Here is a 14,985-nt window from a genome sequence, read left to right on the forward strand (position 1 = left end):
GGAGCGCACAAGGCGTTCGGTGGTCTCTGCGGCGAACACGCTGCAGCTGGCGACACGGAACTACGACTACCGCTATCTGTGCACCGACCTGATCAACAAGCGCATGGTGCCGATCATCGCCAAGATCCATGCCCGCACGCTCGAAGAATTCGGCCCGCTGGTCCGCCACGTCGGCGAGGAATTCACCTATGTGATCGACGGCGAGATCGAAATCCACACCGACCACTATGCGCCGACGCGGCTCGCCACTGGTGACGGCGTCTACATCGATTCGACCATGGGCCACGGCTATGTCTCGGTCGGCACTGGCGAGGCGACGATCCTGTGCGTCTGCTCCGCACCCGAATCGGGGCTGGAGCAGGTGCTTATCGATCAGGCTTGAGCCGCCCGTCAGCGATCTATCGAGGCATAGTTGGCGACGATGCTCGACGTCTGGATCTCACCGCTGCGATAGTCCAGCCGCCGCATCGACAGGCCATAAAGCTCGGAGAGCTTGCTTTCCGTGCACATGGCGGCGACGGGACCTTCCTCGCTTCTGGCAGAGCCGTGCAGCAGGACTGCCCGGTCGGCGATTTCCAGCGCATGGGTCGGCTCATGCGTCGTCATGATGATGGTGAGGCCTCGCTCCAGTGAAAGCCGGCGCAGCATCGACAGCACCACCGCCTGGTTGCGGAAATCAAGTGCTGAGGCCGGTTCGTCGAGAAGCAGGATATCGGCTTCCGAGGCCAGCGCACGGGCGATAAGCACGAGTTGTCGCTCTCCGCCCGACAAGGTGCCGATCGCGCGCTTGGCAAACGCCTGCAAGCCGACAAGTTCCAGAGCGTCTGCCGCGTGTTGCCTATCGTGGGCTGTCGCATTCGAAAACAGCCCGACGTGGCGTGCCCGCCCCATCAGCACGACATCCGACACCGAATAGGCGAAGGGCGAGGCGAAATGCTGCGGGACATAACCGACAGTGCCACTACTGCGTATCGTACCAGCGGCCGGGGCTATGAGGCCTGCGATGCATTTCAGCATCGTTGTCTTGCCGCGCCCGTTGCGCCCGAGCAGGACCAGCGTCTGCCCCTGCTCAAGCGAAAAAGACAGATCGCGAAACAGCCATGCTGCATCGGCGCCATAACGAAAGCCCAGCGACTGCGCGTTGATCATCGCTACCAGCCTTCATTGTGGGTTCGATGCAACAGCACCATGAACACCGGCGCGCCGACGATGGCGGTAAGCACCCCAAGCGGGATTTCGGCTGGAATGAGCGAGCGCGCCATGACATCGACGAGCAGCATGAAGCTCGCGCCCAGCAGCGCAGATGCCGGCAGCAGCCTGCGGTGATCGGGCCCGACGAGCGAACGGGCGAAATGCGGCACCACCAGGCCGACCCAGCCGATGATGCCGGAATTGGCGACGCTTGCAGCCGTGATGCCCGTGACGCAGCACAGCACCAGCCATCGCGTCGGCTCGACCTTGAGGCCGAGCCCACGGGCCTCCTCGTCACCGAGCGACAGGATGTTGATGCGAAAACGCATCAGCAGCAGCGGCAGGGCAAAGACAGCCACGATCGGCACCATGTACAGCGCGCGTTCGGGCGTTGCGCTGGCGAACGATCCCATCAGCCAGAAAACGATGGCCGGCAGCGTGTCATTGGGGTCGGCGAGATAGGTGGCGAGCGAGACCAGGGCGGAAAACAGCGCAGAAATGACCACGCCCGACAACACCAGCATCAGGATCGACGAACGGCCAGACTTGCGGCTCATCACAACGACCAGCAGCAACGCGGCGAGCCCGAAGGCAAAGGCCATCGACCATAAGGCGACGGCGCCGAGGCCAAGCAGGATCGCGAAAACGCCGCCGAAGGCCGCACCCGAGGACACACCGATGACATGCGGATCAACGAGCGGATTGCGGAAGACGCCCTGAAGCACAGCACCGGAAAGCGCGAGGCCAGCACCGACGAAACCGCCTATCAGCATGCGCGGAACGCGCACCAGCTCGACCACCCGCCACACCGGTTCGGCAACGCCCGCGCGGCCCGGGCCGATTCCAAGCCAGCCCAAGACCAGCGTCGACAGATCGCCAAGACCAACGCCATAGCGGCCGATCGACAGCGAACCGACCATTGCCGCCAAAAGCAGAACGACAAGGGCGGGCATGGCCAAGCCGATGCCGCTCTCCCGCACATTGGCAGCCGTGGTCGTGCCGTCGTTATCGACCATCGAAGACATTATGCCGGCCCGGGCGGCGTTGGCCGATACGGTTCATGATACGCAGCGGGTTCGTCGGTGAAGACCAGGGCCCTCAGAATATCCTGGAACAGGTTGGGGTCATGGCGCGGGTCGGAGCAGAACTGCTCGATATGGTCGCCATTGTGCATGAACACCTTGCCGCCGCCGGGCATGCGCCAGACCCAGTCGACCGGGCCTTCGTGGATGGTGCCATCGGCCGTCGGCCCGCCGATCAGGCACAGCCACTGTGCACCCTCGGGTGCATCGGCATAGCCGCGTGCGTATTGTCCCAAAATACCTTCGTGGCGATGGAAGTTCTCACAATCCATGCGGCCGAAATAGCCGCCCGGCTCGGCGGGCCGGATCATCCAGTTGGTGAAGGGCTTGGGGCTGACCGCCTTGAACGGCGACAGGCAAGGCAGCCACGGGATGATGATGTGGCCGTTGATCAGGAAATGGCCGCCCGAGGCGAGGTAGTCGACAAGCTTCGGCTCGATCGACTTGAGGAAGATCTGGTCGTGCATGCCCGACAGCATCAGCACGTCGACATCGCCGAGGTCCCTGCCCTCGAGTTCGTAGATGTCGATGGCGCTGTAGCGCCAGTCCTGCGGCACCAGACCGCCAATGCGATCGATATTGTAGCTCCGGGTTGAGCGGACATAGAGCAGGTGCGGCTTGTTTCCGCCGCGAAATCTGGTCTCAGCCACGGGTTTGCACCTCCGCCTTGAGCCAGGGGTAGAAGCCGTTGAGAAAGCGCGTCGTCGCCGGCATGAAGCGACGCCCATGATGCGTATGCGGATCGATGGTCGAGGCAATCAGCCTGCCGCCCCCGTCGACCGGCAGGTCGAACATCAGGCAGCCCTCGTCATTGTCGAGATTGAGGATCGGCGTCGCGGCCTCGGGGAAACGAAACGCGCCGAAGAAGTGCCAGCACATGTCGGCGAGCGGGATCGCCTGAGCCATCGAGTGCAGTGGCGTCGGCTGATAGGCCTCCATGCGTCCGCCGGGGCGCATCCACCACTTCCAGTCTTCGGTCTCGCGGCTGAACCACTGCACGGACACGACATCGAGCCATTCGTCCATGCGGTTCGGTTCGAAGACGATCAGGAAGCCGCCCTGCGCCAGATAGTCGTTGAGCTGGCGGGCATGCTTACGCAGCAGGTCCTGGTTGGAGAAGTCAGGGACGACGATCGCCTTGAATGCGCTCAGGTCAACGCGGTCGATGAAGCGCAGATAAATCTCTTCATCCAGCCAGGCCTTGTAGTCCTGAAAGCATTGCAGATGCGCGCCATCGCCCGATGTGACGAAACCGATATCCTTCACGTCAGTTGCTCCCCGACCGTTACTTGGCCGCGCCGAAGCTTTTGGCGTAGCCCGCGCTGTTGCCGTTCCAGCCCATCTGCATCAGCTGGTCGATCTGCTCTGCGGTCAGCTCCTTGCCATAGAGGAACTTGAAGCCATCAGAGACTGCCTTGCGCATGTCGGTGTCGAACAATTCGGGATAGCCGATTTCGGCGAACCACTGATAGGCAAGCTCGCCCCCGGCAGCGGTCGCCGGATCGATGGCCGGGGTCTTGTAGACCCGCGCGTTCTTGACCGCGTCTAGGCTGGCGAGGACGGGGTGGCTGAGGATGTCGGCCGGCTTGATCGTGTCGTTGTAGTAGTTGACCAGGATGATGTCTGGGTTCCACTGCAGCAGCGATTCTGCCCCGACCTTGACCGAACCTTCGGTGAAGCCTGCTTCAGTCGCGGCATTCACGAGGCCCGATGCCGTGAAATATGCTTCCTCGCGGCCAAAGACGACGAACTCGTTATCGTTCATGCTGTCGATGAAGACGATACGCGGACGCTTGCGGTCGGCTGCCGCGAGCACGGCGGAAATGTCCTTGACCGTCTTGTCCTCCCAATCGAGGAACGCCTGGGCACGTTCCTGCTTGCCCAAGATCTGGCCGAGCATGGCGATATAGCCGCGCCGGGTCTCGCGCGATTCCGTGCTGACCGTCGCCACCTTGATGCCGGCGTTTTCCATCGGCGCGACGCGCTCGTCGCCCTTGGCCTGCCACTGCAGAACGACGTCGGGGCCGGCCTTCAGGATTTCCTCGACATTGGGAATGAAGTTGGGCGCCACCAGGTCGGTGCGGATGTTGGCAATCTCGGGGAAAAGCTGGCCGATGACGCCCTTCATCAGGGCACTTTGCGCGCGCGGATTGATCGCCATCAGGCGGTCGGTTCCGCCATCGATGGCAATCATCGCCTCGGGAATGGGCAGCGGGAAGATCGCGACTTTCTTGACCGGATTCTCGATCTGGACTGGCTGGCCGCGGGAATCCGTAATGGAAACCGCCTCGGCCTGGGCGAAATTGGACGTTGCGACCAACGCCGCAAATCCAAGGGCCGCAGCGGAATGTCGGATTGTCATCATCTGAAATCTCCTGTCGCCATCGCGGCGGACAGGCATCGGATAATAATCATGACTATCGTCGTCAAGTTTTTTCTTAGGGCAAGCTCATATGGCCGCTGGCTATACGCATCGCCACAGCACTGCTTGCCGTTCGCTTCCGCGCGGTCCAATCTCTCGCTTGTACGACCTGTTTTTTTAAACCAGCCGAGTCTGCCCCAGCCGTCATGAAAGGCGTCGACATGCCCGTCCATCATCTTCTGATTGGCCAGAGCTCCCTGGCGAACAGCCAAGCCGGGCAACCGCGCAGGCACAGGTCCAGCTTCCTGGCCGCGGCTTGCGGGACCCTGATCCTGGGTGCGGTGGGTCAAGCCAGTGCACAGGACGCTGCACCTTCGGCGCTGTCGGAGACCTATGGCGACTGGATCGTTCAGTGCGCCAATACAGCGCCGCCCAAGCAGGAGGGACAAGAGCCGGCCTCGAAACGTATCTGCCAGGTGTCGCAGAGCCTGGCGCAGGGCAATTCCAACCAGCGCGTGCTGATGATCGTGTTCGAAGGCGCAGCAAAGGACAAGCAGCCGCTGGCCGGCACGGTCATCGCGCCTTTCGGCATCGACCTGCCATCCGGGCTGTCGTTGCGCATCAAGGACGATGTCTATGCCAAGGCGGCCTACAAGACCTGCCTGCCGCAAGGCTGCGTCGCCCCGGTTGTCGTCGATGCCAAGTTCGAGGCAGCGCTTCGAGCCAACGAGAAACTGACCGTGGCGATGACTGCGTCGGATACGGGCGCACCGGTGAACCTCGATGTGTCGCTGAAAGGCCTGGCCCAGAGTCTGGACAGGCTGAAGAAGCTTGCGGCGGCCGGCGGCTAGGGCAATGACGGCGATGTCGGGCATGCCCTGGCGTGCGCTGCTGCTCGTTGCCATGGTGTTTCTGGTGGCGTCCTGCACAAGCCAAGGTTCGCTCGAACCGGCACTTTCCAAAGCTGAGATCGAAAGCCGGCAGCAGGCCTATGCCAACGAGGCCTATCCGGTTCGCATCGTCGACCGGCGCAAGTTTGATCCGCGTCTCAAGCCAACGGTGGTTGCGGCACCGGCCGGCTATGGCGCCGGCACCATTGTGGTCAACACCGGAGAAAAGCTGCTTTATCTCATTCGCAACGATGGCACCGCCTATCGCTACGGCATCGCTGTTGGGGCGACAGGTCATGCCTGGTCGGGCAACGCAACGATCGGACGCAAGGCCAAGTGGCCGGCCTGGTATCCGACCGACGACATGCACAGCCAGACCCCGCAATTGCCGCGCAGGATCGAACCGGGACCGCAAAACCCGCTCGGTGCACGCGCGCTGTATCTCTACAATGGCGGCGTCGACACGCTTTACCGCATCCACGGCACCTCCGAACCATGGACCATCGGCACCGAGGCGTCCTCCGGCTGCATCCGCATGCTCAACGAGGACGTGATCGATCTCTACGAAAAAGCCCCAAACGGCGCGCGCGTGGTCGTGCTGTAGGAACGAACCTGCGTGGGCCATATGGCCTGCCAGCTGGAACATGATCCCGTAAAATGGTAACCGGTTTCCATAAGATAGAGCCCCATTCCGATCTAGCCTACGGCCAGCCGCCCGGCGGCCAGAATCAACAATCCGCCTGCTGTGCCTTCCACCAACTGACGACGGCACGTTGCGCCGGCAACGCCCTCTCCTAGAACGGCATTCTCTCAGAAAAGTGTCGGCAGCGCGGCTTTGCAACGGCCGCAAAACGTCTGTTGACCTTCCAGTCACTAGAAACACTACCGTCGCCGCAAATCATCAAGCAGTGCCGTCGGAGACGTCACGCATTCTGACGGCGAGGTAGAACAAATGACTAGGAAGTCCAGGATATTTCTCTTCACATTAGCGGCTGCGGGGGGCGGCGCATTACTTGCTTATTTCAATGGTGTGCCTGCCATTGTCAGCCAGGCGCTGACTTCAAGCGAAACGAGCAGCACCGCTCTCATGGCCTCGCCACCGCCCCAGGTGCCTGTCGCTGAGGTCGTCACGCGGGTGATCGCACGTTCGTCGGAGTTTACCGGCGTCGTGGCAGCCGCAAAAACGGTGGAACTGCGCCCGCGTGTCGGCGGGATGCTTGAATCGGTCAGCATGCCGGAAGGTGGTCTCGTCGAACGAGGCCAGTTGCTCTTCAAGATCGACCCGCGGCCGTTTGAGGTCGCGCTCCAGAATGCCGAAGCGCAGCTGCAACGGGCAGAGGTTCTGCTCTCCCAGGCCAAGACCGATCTCGATCGATCGCAGCGGCTGCTGCCTTCCGGAGCCATCCCCAGCAAGACCTATGATGACGACGTGTCCGGGAAGCAGGAGCGGCAAGCGCAGGTGCTGGAGGCCAAGGCCGCAGTTGCAGCAGCCAGGCTCGACCTTTCCTACTCCCGCGTGACTGCCCCGATCGCGGGACGCGTCGACAGGGTGCTGGTGACGGAAGGAAACCTCGTCACCGGAGCGTCCGGAGGCGCGGCGACATTGCTCACCACGATCGTGTCGGTCGACCCCATACATGTTTATTTCGATATCGATGAACCGACCTACCTGAGTTTTCTAAGCGAAGCCCGTCCCGAGGCCGTGGGGCGCAAGGATACCTCATTCCTCGTCGAAGTCGGGCTCGCCACCGATAAAGGCTACCCTCATTCGGGCACTTTGGACTTCCTCGGAAACCGTATCGATCAAAGCACCGGGACAATTCGCGCCCGAGCCGTGCTGGCCAATCCCAAAGGCCGACTGACACCAGGCCTGTTCGCGCGCGCAAAGCTTGCCACGAGCGCGCCGATCGAGACCGTTCTCATCGATGATCAAGCGGTCGGGACCGATCAGGGACGGCGCTACGTCCTTGTGCTGGGTGCCGGTGACATGGTCGAATACCGGCCGGTGGAATTGGGCGCGATGAKCGATGGGCTGCGCGTCGTTGCAAGCGGCCTCAACCCTGGTGACACGGTCATCATCAAGGGGCTCGTCCGACCCGGCATGCAGGTGACCCCGAACCGGATCGCGATGGCCCCTGATCAGCGCTCAGTCGACGGCATTGCCGAAGGCAATACGCAGGAAGCACGTCGATGAGCCTGCCGCACTTTTTCATCAATAGGCCGATCTTTGCGATCGTTCTCTCGGCCCTCATGCTGATCGCGGGAGCGATCACCCTGTTTCAGCTGCCGCTGAGCGAATATCCGGCGGTCACCCCGCCGACCGTGCAGGTGACTGCTAGTTATCCCGGCGCCAACCCGCAGGTCATCGCCGAGACCGTGGCCTCGCCACTCGAACAATCGATCAATGGCGTCGAGGGCATGCTCTATATGAGCTCGCAGGCCGCGACCGACGGCAGGATGACGCTCACCGTCACCTTCGCCCAGGGCACGGATCCGGACATGGCCCAGATCCAGGTGCAGAACCGCGTGTCGCGGGCTCTGCCACGCCTGCCGGAAGAAGTTCAACGCATCGGCGTCGTCACCCAGAAGACGTCGCCCGACATCCTGATGGTGGTGCACCTTGTATCGCCCGACAAACGCTACGATCCCCTCTACATCTCCAACTTTGCCAGCCTCCAAATTCGCGACACGCTCGCCCGCCTGCCAGGAGTCGGCGACGTCATCATATGGGGTGCGGGCGAATACGCCATGCGTGTCTGGCTGGACCCCGCCAAAGTCGCGGCACGCGGACTGACCGCTGCGGATGTCGTCGCCGCTATTCGCGAACAAAACCTCCAGGTCGCAGCCGGCTCGGTGGGTCAGCAGCCATCGCAGGCCGCGAGCTATGAAGTCACGGTCAGTACACTGGGCCGGCTGTCCAGCGAGGAACAATTCGGCGAGATCGTCATCAAGACGGGCGAGGACGGGCAGATCGTGCGTCTGCGCGATGTCGCGCGAATTGGTCTCGGTTCCGATGGCTACGCGTTGCGTAGCCTGCTTGACGGTGAGCCGGCCGTCGCGATGCAGATCATTCAACGACCAGGTGCAAATGCGCTTGATGTCTCGAACGCCGTGCACGCCGAGATGAAGCAATTGCAGCGCGGTTTTCCGGAGGGCCTGGAATACCGGATTGCCTACGATCCAACCGTCTTCGTGCGCGCGTCCCTTGCCGCCGTCATGGTGACGTTGCTTGAAGCGATCGTTCTCGTCGTCATCGTCGTCGTGCTGTTCCTGCAGTCGTGGCGTGCTTCCATCATTCCGCTGGTTGCCGTGCCCATATCGCTCATCAGCACGCTTGCGGTGATGTATCTCATGGGTTTCTCGCTCAACACATTGTCGCTGTTCGGCCTGGTTCTTTCGATCGGCATCGTGGTCGACGACGCCATCGTTGTCGTCGAGAACGTCGAACGGCATATCGGTCTTGGCGAAACGCCGAAGGACGCGGCCCGCAAGGCGATGGACGAGGTGACAGCGCCAATCATCGCGATCACGTCGGTCCTTGCCGCAGTGTTCATTCCGTCCGCATTTCTGTCGGGCCTTCAGGGCGAGTTCTACCGCCAGTTCGCGGTCACCATTGCGATCTCGACAGTTCTTTCGGCGGTCAACTCGCTGACGCTTTCGCCAGCACTGGCAGCCGTTCTCTTGAAGCCGCACCACGACGGGTCAAAGCGCGATTGGCTCACCCGTGGCATCGATTTCGCATTCGGCCGGTTCTTTCGTCTGTTCAATCGCTTTTTCGACAGGGCATCGAACGCCTATGTCGGCACGGCACGTCGCGCCATCCGCATCAGCGGCGTGATCCTGGCACTCTATGCAGGACTTGTTGGAATGACCTGGATGGGATTCCAGAGCATCCCGACCGGTTTCGTGCCCACGCAGGACAAGTACTATCTCGTCGGCATTGCCCAGTTGCCATCCGGAGCGTCGCTCGACCGGACCGAGGCTGTCGTCAAGGAGATGTCCAGGATCGCGTTGGAGGAGCCGGGCGTCGAGAGCATCGTGGCCTTTCCGGGCCTCTCCGTGAACGGCTTCGTCAACCTGCCAAATGCCGCCGTCGTCTTCGCCATGCTCGATCCATTCGATCAGCGCAAGGATCCGTCGCTCTCAGCCAATGCGATCGCCGGACGGCTGATGGGCAAGTACAGCCAGATCCCGGACGGCTTCGTCGGCATTTTCCCGCCGCCGCCTGTGCCGGGGCTCGGAACGATAGGTGGTTTCAAGCTCCAGATCGAGGATCGCTCCGGGGCAGGCCTCGAGGCCCTTGCCAAGGTGCAGGGCGAGGTCATGGCGAAGGCCGCGCAGGCGCCGGAACTTGCTGGCATGATGGCGAGCTTCCAGATGAACGCGCCGCAGGTTCAGGTCGATCTCGATCGGGTCAAGGCCAAGGCGCAAGGTGTTCCGTTGACGGAGATCTTCGAGACATTGCAGGTCAATCTGGGCTCCTTGTACGCAAACGATTTCAACCGTTTCGGCCGCACCTATCGCGTGATCGTCCAGGCGGACGAGCCGTTCCGCGCTCAAGTGGACGACATTGCACGCCTGAAGGTTCGCAATGCCGCAGGCGAGATGGTTCCCCTCGCTGCCCTTGCAACTGTCGTTACCAGTTCAGGACCAGACCGGGTGATGCACTACAATGGCTACCCCTCGGTCGACATAACGGGAGGCGCAGCACCGGGTTATTCGTCCGGGCAGGCGACAGCGGCAATCGAGCGTATCCTGCATGAGACGCTTCCAGCCGGCATGGCGTTCGAGTGGACCGACCTGGTCTTCCAGGAAAAGCAAGCCGGGAACACGGCCATGATCGTGTTTCCGCTGGCGGTGTTGCTGGCATTCCTGATCCTGGCAGCCCAGTACAACAGCTGGTCATTGCCCTTCACGGTCCTGCTCATCGCGCCGATGGCGTTGCTCTCTGCCATCGGCGGCGTCTGGCTCTCAAACGGTGACAACAACATCTTCACCCAGATCGCATTTGTCGTGTTGGTCGGCCTTGCGGCCAAGAATGCCATTCTGATCGTGGAGTTCGCCTATGAAGAGGAAAAGAAGGGGCGGGATCCAGTTGCCGCGGCGCTCGAAGCCGCGCGCCTGCGTCTGCGGCCTATCCTGATGACGTCGCTCGCATTCATTGCCGGCGTCGTGCCACTTGTCATTGCGACGGGAGCCGGTGCGGAGATGCGCAATGCCATGGGCATCGCCGTGTTCGCCGGCATGGTTGGCGTGACATTCTTCGGGCTGATCCTGACGCCTGTCTTCTACGTCGTCGTCCGACGGATGGTATTGCGGCGAGCAACCAGATCCGAGGCAAACGCGACGGCTGTCGAAGGCGATCCCGTGGGCTGACGAATACGGGGCGGGCGAGGCTCAAGCCTCCCCGCCCCGATGATCGCCACTTCAAGTGCCTGCGCGGCGCGCAATCACTCGTCGAACATACCGTCCGGGTCGTAGACAGGCTCGCCTTGCAACAGTGTGGCCACGACTTTCGCCTCGCCGACCTGCTTGGCCGGAATCTCGGTGATGTCGCGGTCGATCACCGCGAGATCGGCTAACTTTCCGACCTCGATCGAGCCGGTGGTCTTGTCCTGGTGCAGCAGCCGCGCCGGATTGATGGTCATCCACTCGATGGCGGTTGCGACATCCGGCGCGCCGTCGGTCTCGCGCGTCACGGCTGCCTGGATCTTGACCAGCGGCGACAACTCGTCGGCGTCGCCGCAGACAACAGTTCTACATAGGGGAATTGCGATGTTCCAAGGAATCAAATCAAAGCTCAATAACATCAGCACCATCAAGCGTCTCTGCGAGCGGGCGGAAACCTACGCCTTGCAGGACTAGCAGCGCGAACCCRGGGCCGAACATTTCCTGCTGGCCTCGCTCGATCTGCCGGACGGCACCGCGCGCCTCGCCTTCGAGCAGACGAGGGTGGAGCCTGACGCCCTAAGGGCGGCGATCGAACGGCAGTATGCTGATGCCCTTCCGCGCGAGCGCTCCGCGCCTTGGGCGTCGATTCCATCATCCTGAAATCGACAGCCGATGCGATAGCCGAAGCTGGCCGAGTCCGCTGATATCTACACTGTGGCGGCGCTCGGATGGGCCTGAATCATTCCCACTCGATCGTGCCGGGCGGCTTGCTGGTCACGTCATAGACCACCCGGTTGATGCCCTTCACCTCGTTGATGATGCGGGTGGCGGCCTGGCCGAGGAAGTTCATGTCGTAGTGGTAGAAGTCGGCGGTCATGCCGTCGACGGAGGTGACCGCGCGCAGCGCGCAGACGAATTCGTAGGTGCGGCCGTCGCCCATGACGCCGACTGTCTGGACCGGCAACAGCACGGCAAAGGCCTGCCAGATGGCGTCGTAGAGGCCTGCCTTGCGGATCTCGTCGAGATAGATCGCATCGGCCTGGCGCAGGATTTCGAGCTTTTCGCGGGTGATGCCGCCGGGGCAACGGATAGCAAGGCCCGGTCCGGGGAACGGATGGCGGCCGATGAAGCTGTCGGGCAGGCCGAGCTCCTTGCCCAGCACACGCACCTCGTCCTTGAACAGCTCGCGCAGCGGCTCGACAAGCTTCATGTTCATGCGGTCGGGCAGACCGCCGACATTGTGGTGCGACTTGATGGTGACCGAGGGACCGCCGGTGAAGGAGACGCTTTCGATGACGTCTGGGTAGAGCGTACCTTGAGCCAGGAAATCAGCACCGCCGAGCTTCTTGGCCTCTTCTTCGAAGACTTCGATGAACAGGCGCCCAATGGTCTTGCGCTTGGTTTCGGGGTCGGCCTCGCCTTCGAGCGCATCGATGAAGCGGTCGGCGGCATCGACCAGGATCAGCGGCAGATTGTAGTGCTCGCGGAACATGGCGACGACATCGGCCGCCTCGTTCTGGCGCATCAGGCCATGATCGACGAGGATGCAGGTGAGCTGGTCGCCGACCGCCTCGTGGATCAGAAGGGCCGCGACCGAGGAATCGACGCCCCCCGAAAGCGCGCAGATGACCTTCTTGTCGCCGACCTGCTTGCGGATCGCTTCAACCGCATGCTCGCGATAGGCGTGCATGGTCCAGTCGCTCTCGATGCCAGCGATCTTGTGGACGAAATTGCGCAGGAGCTTTGCGCCGTCGGGCGTGTGCACCACCTCGGGATGGAACTGCACGGCGTAGAACTTGCGGGCTTCATCTGCAATGGCAGCGAATGGCGCGCCGTTGGAGGTGCCGATGACGCGGAAGCCGGCGGGAATGGCGGTGACGCGGTCGCCATGGCTCATCCAGACCTGATGGCGGGTGCCCTTGGCCCAGACGCCGTCAAACAACGCGCTTTCGTCTTCGATCTCGAGATAGGCGCGGCCGAATTCGCGGTGATGGCCGGCCTCGACCTTGCCGCCGAGCTGGGCGCACATGGTCTGCTCGCCGTAGCAGATGCCAAGCACCGGAATGCCTGCTTCGAAGACGGCGTCAGGCGCGCGCGGGCTGCCGATGTCGACGGTCGAATGCGGGCTGCCGGAGAGGATCACCGCCTTGGGGTTGATCCGCTTGAAGGCCTCGGCGGCCAACTGGAAGGGAACGATCTCGGAATAGACCCCGGCCTCGCGGACGCGACGCGCGATCAGCTGCGTCACCTGGGAGCCGAAGTCGATGATGAGGACGGTTTCAGGGTGCTCGGAGTTCTTCATGGCGGGCGTTTAAAGAAAGATTCGAGTCTGCGCAATGGCTTGGTGTGCATGGCTGCCTGAGCGAATTCGCATCTTCATGCAAGGCTGCCACTTGTTCGTCAACGCCTGGGGCCGTCATCAAGCCTGCGCAACGCCAGCATCAACGCGTCGAAGCTGCCCTGCCCCAGCCGCTCGCGATAGCCGTTCTCGATGTCGAGCTTGATGCGGTCGCCGTCGCGAAGTGCCGCCAATCCAAGTGCCGTGTAATGCACAAGCTTGCCGCGTTTATCCTGCGGATCGGCCACGCGTTCGATGACGCGTTCCGCTTCGAGGCCATCGAGAAGTTGCTGCACCGCCTGCTTGGAGATGCCTGCCCGCTCGATCAATGATGACTGGCGGATGCCATTGCGGGGGATGTGGCCGAGCAGACCGGCGCGGCTTTCACTGAACCAAACGTGGCCGGAGGCACGCATGGCAGCTGAAAACTCGGCCTGCCAGGCACGGCTTGCCTGCCAAAGACGCCAGCCGACATGGTCGGGCAAAGGTGCCTCGGCATTTTCGTCAAGCTTCTTGACCATTTTTCCATTCACGTTTAACGTCAAGGTTCTTGACGAACTTGGTATCCGAAGGAGATGGCAATGGCAATTCTCGACAGATCCGCACTGGAGCTAATCGTGCCGGGCACGACCCATGTGCTCGATCACAACGGCAAGGAAGCCTACGTCTATTTCGAGCAAGGCGAGACGGCGCACATGCTGCTGGAAGACGGCGAGACCAGGACGGGCGTGTGGAAACTCGCTGACGGTGGTTATGTCGTCGACTGGGATAATGGCGCGGTCGGCCGCTGGAAGATCGACCACAAGGCCGGGGCAGTGACCTACATCAACATGGATCGCGATGTCAGGGTGAAGCTGCTCGGCGTCCTGTTCGGCAACGCCAAGGACTTGCCGCGCGCGGCACGGTAGACCCAGCTAGGCGGGGATGGTCGCCCAAGGGACGACCATCCAAATTCATCAGGCGAGTTCTTCGTCGCGCTGGGCAACAAAGACCAGCACCAGCAAGATGGTGATGAAGAAGCGGAATGCGTCGGGAACGCCGTTCCAGGTCTTCGACATCCACATGCCGAACCACTMGCCGCCAACCGACATGAAGCCGACCTGCCAGACCAGGAAGCCGAGCGTCAGGCCGGCAATCGACAGTGTCTTGGAAGCATTGAAGCTGCGCGCATCATTGCGAAGATTTGTGGCGAGGCGATACGCGCCGATCCAGCACAGGATGGCCGTCAGCGCTTCAGCGGCAATGATCAGGAAGTAAAACAGGTTGTGAAGCGCCGGATTGGTGATCGCGCGATATTTGATGGCTGCGTCCGGGAAGATCGTGTCCATGCTCATGACATGCTGCACGAAGGCGAAATTGGTGCCGTAGTCGGTCAGATTGCCGAAGGCGACGAGGGTGGAAAACAAAGCTGTGGCGGCAACGGCTGCCGTCTTGGATATGCGGATGATCATCATTTCGTAGGCTACTCCTGAAAAGGCGCATGCACGCTTCGACACCGTTGCTCCACCCGCCCCGCGCAACAGAGCGCGGATCAGAAAAAGCCTCAGCGTCGATGAGCGTGCACGACTATGCGCCGCATACATCAAACGTGCTGGCAAAACTCATGACAAAAGAGCGCAGCGGCAAGCCCCGCCGGTGGCTAAAGCTTCAGTTCGCCGCTGCTTATCGCCTGACCCAGCAGGCGCACGGCATGTGCCAGCTTCTCGTCGACGACATGGAGATATTCGGTCC

At 61.9% G+C, this 14,985-nt stretch carries 16 protein-coding genes; 6 read left to right on the forward strand and 10 right to left on the reverse strand.

Annotation, left to right across the window (positions count from 1 at the left end):
- The coding region (locus tag AC1DWF_RS23605) for a cupin domain-containing protein (RefSeq protein ID WP_476842107.1) at positions 1–382 on the forward strand (382 nt) is incomplete at its 5' end.
- 8 nt (positions 383–390) lie between these two features.
- Here the strand turns inward: AC1DWF_RS23605 and AC1DWF_RS23610 are convergent.
- The 6 genes from AC1DWF_RS23610 to AC1DWF_RS23635 are packed head-to-tail and all read right to left on the reverse strand — an operon-like array spanning position 391 to position 4,928.
- Positions 391–1,149 carry an ABC transporter ATP-binding protein gene (locus AC1DWF_RS23610; RefSeq protein WP_476782547.1) on the reverse strand — a complete coding sequence of 253 codons (759 nt, stop codon included), beginning with the start codon at positions 1,147–1,149 and terminating at the stop codon, positions 391–393.
- A gap of 2 nt (positions 1,150–1,151) precedes the next feature.
- Positions 1,152–2,216: a FecCD family ABC transporter permease gene (locus AC1DWF_RS23615; RefSeq protein ID WP_476782548.1), complete on the reverse strand. Its 1,065-nt coding sequence runs from the start codon at positions 2,214–2,216 to the stop codon at positions 1,152–1,154.
- Complete coding sequence (locus AC1DWF_RS23620) at positions 2,216–2,923, reverse strand: hypothetical protein (RefSeq protein ID WP_476782549.1); 708 nt, start codon at positions 2,921–2,923, stop codon at positions 2,216–2,218. Before AC1DWF_RS23620 ends, AC1DWF_RS23615 begins: the two co-directional genes overlap by 1 nt.
- Complete coding sequence (locus AC1DWF_RS23625) at positions 2,916–3,539, reverse strand: hypothetical protein (RefSeq protein WP_476782550.1); 624 nt, start codon at positions 3,537–3,539, stop codon at positions 2,916–2,918. The genes AC1DWF_RS23620 and AC1DWF_RS23625 overlap by 8 nt, the downstream gene beginning before the upstream one ends.
- Positions 3,540–3,558: 19 nt before the next feature.
- Complete coding sequence (locus tag AC1DWF_RS23630) at positions 3,559–4,638, reverse strand: ABC transporter substrate-binding protein (RefSeq protein ID WP_476782551.1); 1,080 nt, start codon at positions 4,636–4,638, stop codon at positions 3,559–3,561.
- Positions 4,635–4,928 carry a hypothetical protein gene (locus AC1DWF_RS23635; RefSeq protein ID WP_476782552.1) on the reverse strand — a complete coding sequence of 98 codons (294 nt, stop codon included), beginning with the start codon at positions 4,926–4,928 and terminating at the stop codon, positions 4,635–4,637. Before AC1DWF_RS23635 ends, AC1DWF_RS23630 begins: the two co-directional genes overlap by 4 nt.
- A 48-nt stretch (positions 4,929–4,976) precedes the next feature.
- On the opposite strand from AC1DWF_RS23635, the gene AC1DWF_RS23640 reads away from it, so the two are divergent.
- From AC1DWF_RS23640 to AC1DWF_RS23655, 4 genes are all read left to right on the forward strand, one after another.
- Complete coding sequence (locus AC1DWF_RS23640; RefSeq protein ID WP_476782553.1) at positions 4,977–5,486, forward strand: invasion associated locus B family protein; 510 nt, start codon at positions 4,977–4,979, stop codon at positions 5,484–5,486.
- A gap of 4 nt (positions 5,487–5,490) precedes the next feature.
- Entirely contained in the window at positions 5,491–6,129 is a 639-nt protein-coding gene (locus AC1DWF_RS23645) for a L,D-transpeptidase (protein WP_476782554.1), read from the forward strand.
- A 348-nt stretch (positions 6,130–6,477) separates the two neighbouring features.
- Positions 6,478–7,719, forward strand: coding sequence for an efflux RND transporter periplasmic adaptor subunit (locus AC1DWF_RS23650; RefSeq protein WP_476842108.1), 1,242 nt, complete (start codon positions 6,478–6,480; stop codon positions 7,717–7,719).
- Positions 7,716–10,901, forward strand: a complete 3,186-nt coding sequence (locus AC1DWF_RS23655) for an efflux RND transporter permease subunit (RefSeq protein ID WP_476787745.1) — start codon at positions 7,716–7,718, stop codon at positions 10,899–10,901. Before AC1DWF_RS23650 ends, AC1DWF_RS23655 begins: the two co-directional genes overlap by 4 nt.
- Positions 10,902–10,975: 74 nt before the next feature.
- On the opposite strand, the gene AC1DWF_RS23660 is transcribed toward AC1DWF_RS23655, so the two are convergent.
- The 3 genes from AC1DWF_RS23660 to AC1DWF_RS23670 form a co-directional block, all read right to left on the reverse strand.
- Positions 10,976–11,335 (reverse strand): amidohydrolase family protein, encoded by a 360-nt coding sequence (locus AC1DWF_RS23660; RefSeq protein ID WP_476842109.1) that lies wholly within the window; start codon positions 11,333–11,335, stop codon positions 10,976–10,978.
- 320 nt (positions 11,336–11,655) lie between these two features.
- Positions 11,656–13,218: a glutamine-hydrolyzing GMP synthase gene (gene guaA, locus AC1DWF_RS23665; protein WP_476787746.1), complete on the reverse strand. Its 1,563-nt coding sequence runs from the start codon at positions 13,216–13,218 to the stop codon at positions 11,656–11,658.
- A 98-nt stretch (positions 13,219–13,316) separates the two neighbouring features.
- Entirely contained in the window at positions 13,317–13,775 is a 459-nt protein-coding gene (locus AC1DWF_RS23670) for a MarR family winged helix-turn-helix transcriptional regulator (RefSeq protein WP_476785000.1), read from the reverse strand.
- Positions 13,776–13,835: 60 nt separating this feature from the next.
- Between AC1DWF_RS23670 and AC1DWF_RS23675 the strand changes: the two genes are divergently transcribed.
- Positions 13,836–14,162 carry a hypothetical protein gene (locus tag AC1DWF_RS23675; protein WP_476785001.1) on the forward strand — a complete coding sequence of 109 codons (327 nt, stop codon included), beginning with the start codon at positions 13,836–13,838 and terminating at the stop codon, positions 14,160–14,162.
- Between the two features lie 48 nt (positions 14,163–14,210).
- Here the strand turns inward: AC1DWF_RS23675 and AC1DWF_RS23680 are convergent, their stop codons facing one another.
- Positions 14,211–14,708: a DUF2165 family protein gene (locus AC1DWF_RS23680; protein WP_476842110.1), complete on the reverse strand. Its 498-nt coding sequence runs from the start codon at positions 14,706–14,708 to the stop codon at positions 14,211–14,213.
- Between the last annotated feature and the right edge of the window lie 277 nt (positions 14,709–14,985).

It is taken from the genome of Aminobacter sp. P4_D5 (assembly GCF_056401815.1).

Coding starts and splice junctions, on each gene's coding strand:
- AC1DWF_RS23630 (WP_476782551.1), bottom strand. CDS start 4,638: ATGATGACAATCCGACATTCCGCTGCGGCCCTTGGATTTGCGGCGTTG.
- AC1DWF_RS23610 (WP_476782547.1), bottom strand. CDS start 1,149: ATGATCAACGCGCAGTCGCTGGGCTTTCGTTATGGCGCCGATGCAGCA.
- AC1DWF_RS23645 (WP_476782554.1), top strand. CDS start 5,491: ATGACGGCGATGTCGGGCATGCCCTGGCGTGCGCTGCTGCTCGTTGCC.
- AC1DWF_RS23655 (WP_476787745.1), top strand. CDS start 7,716: ATGAGCCTGCCGCACTTTTTCATCAATAGGCCGATCTTTGCGATCGTT.
- AC1DWF_RS23675 (WP_476785001.1), top strand. CDS start 13,836: ATGGCAATTCTCGACAGATCCGCACTGGAGCTAATCGTGCCGGGCACG.
- AC1DWF_RS23615 (WP_476782548.1), bottom strand. CDS start 2,216: ATGTCTTCGATGGTCGATAACGACGGCACGACCACGGCTGCCAATGTG.
- AC1DWF_RS23670 (WP_476785000.1), bottom strand. CDS start 13,775: ATGGTCAAGAAGCTTGACGAAAATGCCGAGGCACCTTTGCCCGACCAT.
- AC1DWF_RS23660 (WP_476842109.1), bottom strand. CDS start 11,335: ATGTTATTGAGCTTTGATTTGATTCCTTGGAACATCGCAATTCCCCTA.
- guaA (WP_476787746.1), bottom strand. CDS start 13,218: ATGAAGAACTCCGAGCACCCTGAAACCGTCCTCATCATCGACTTCGGC.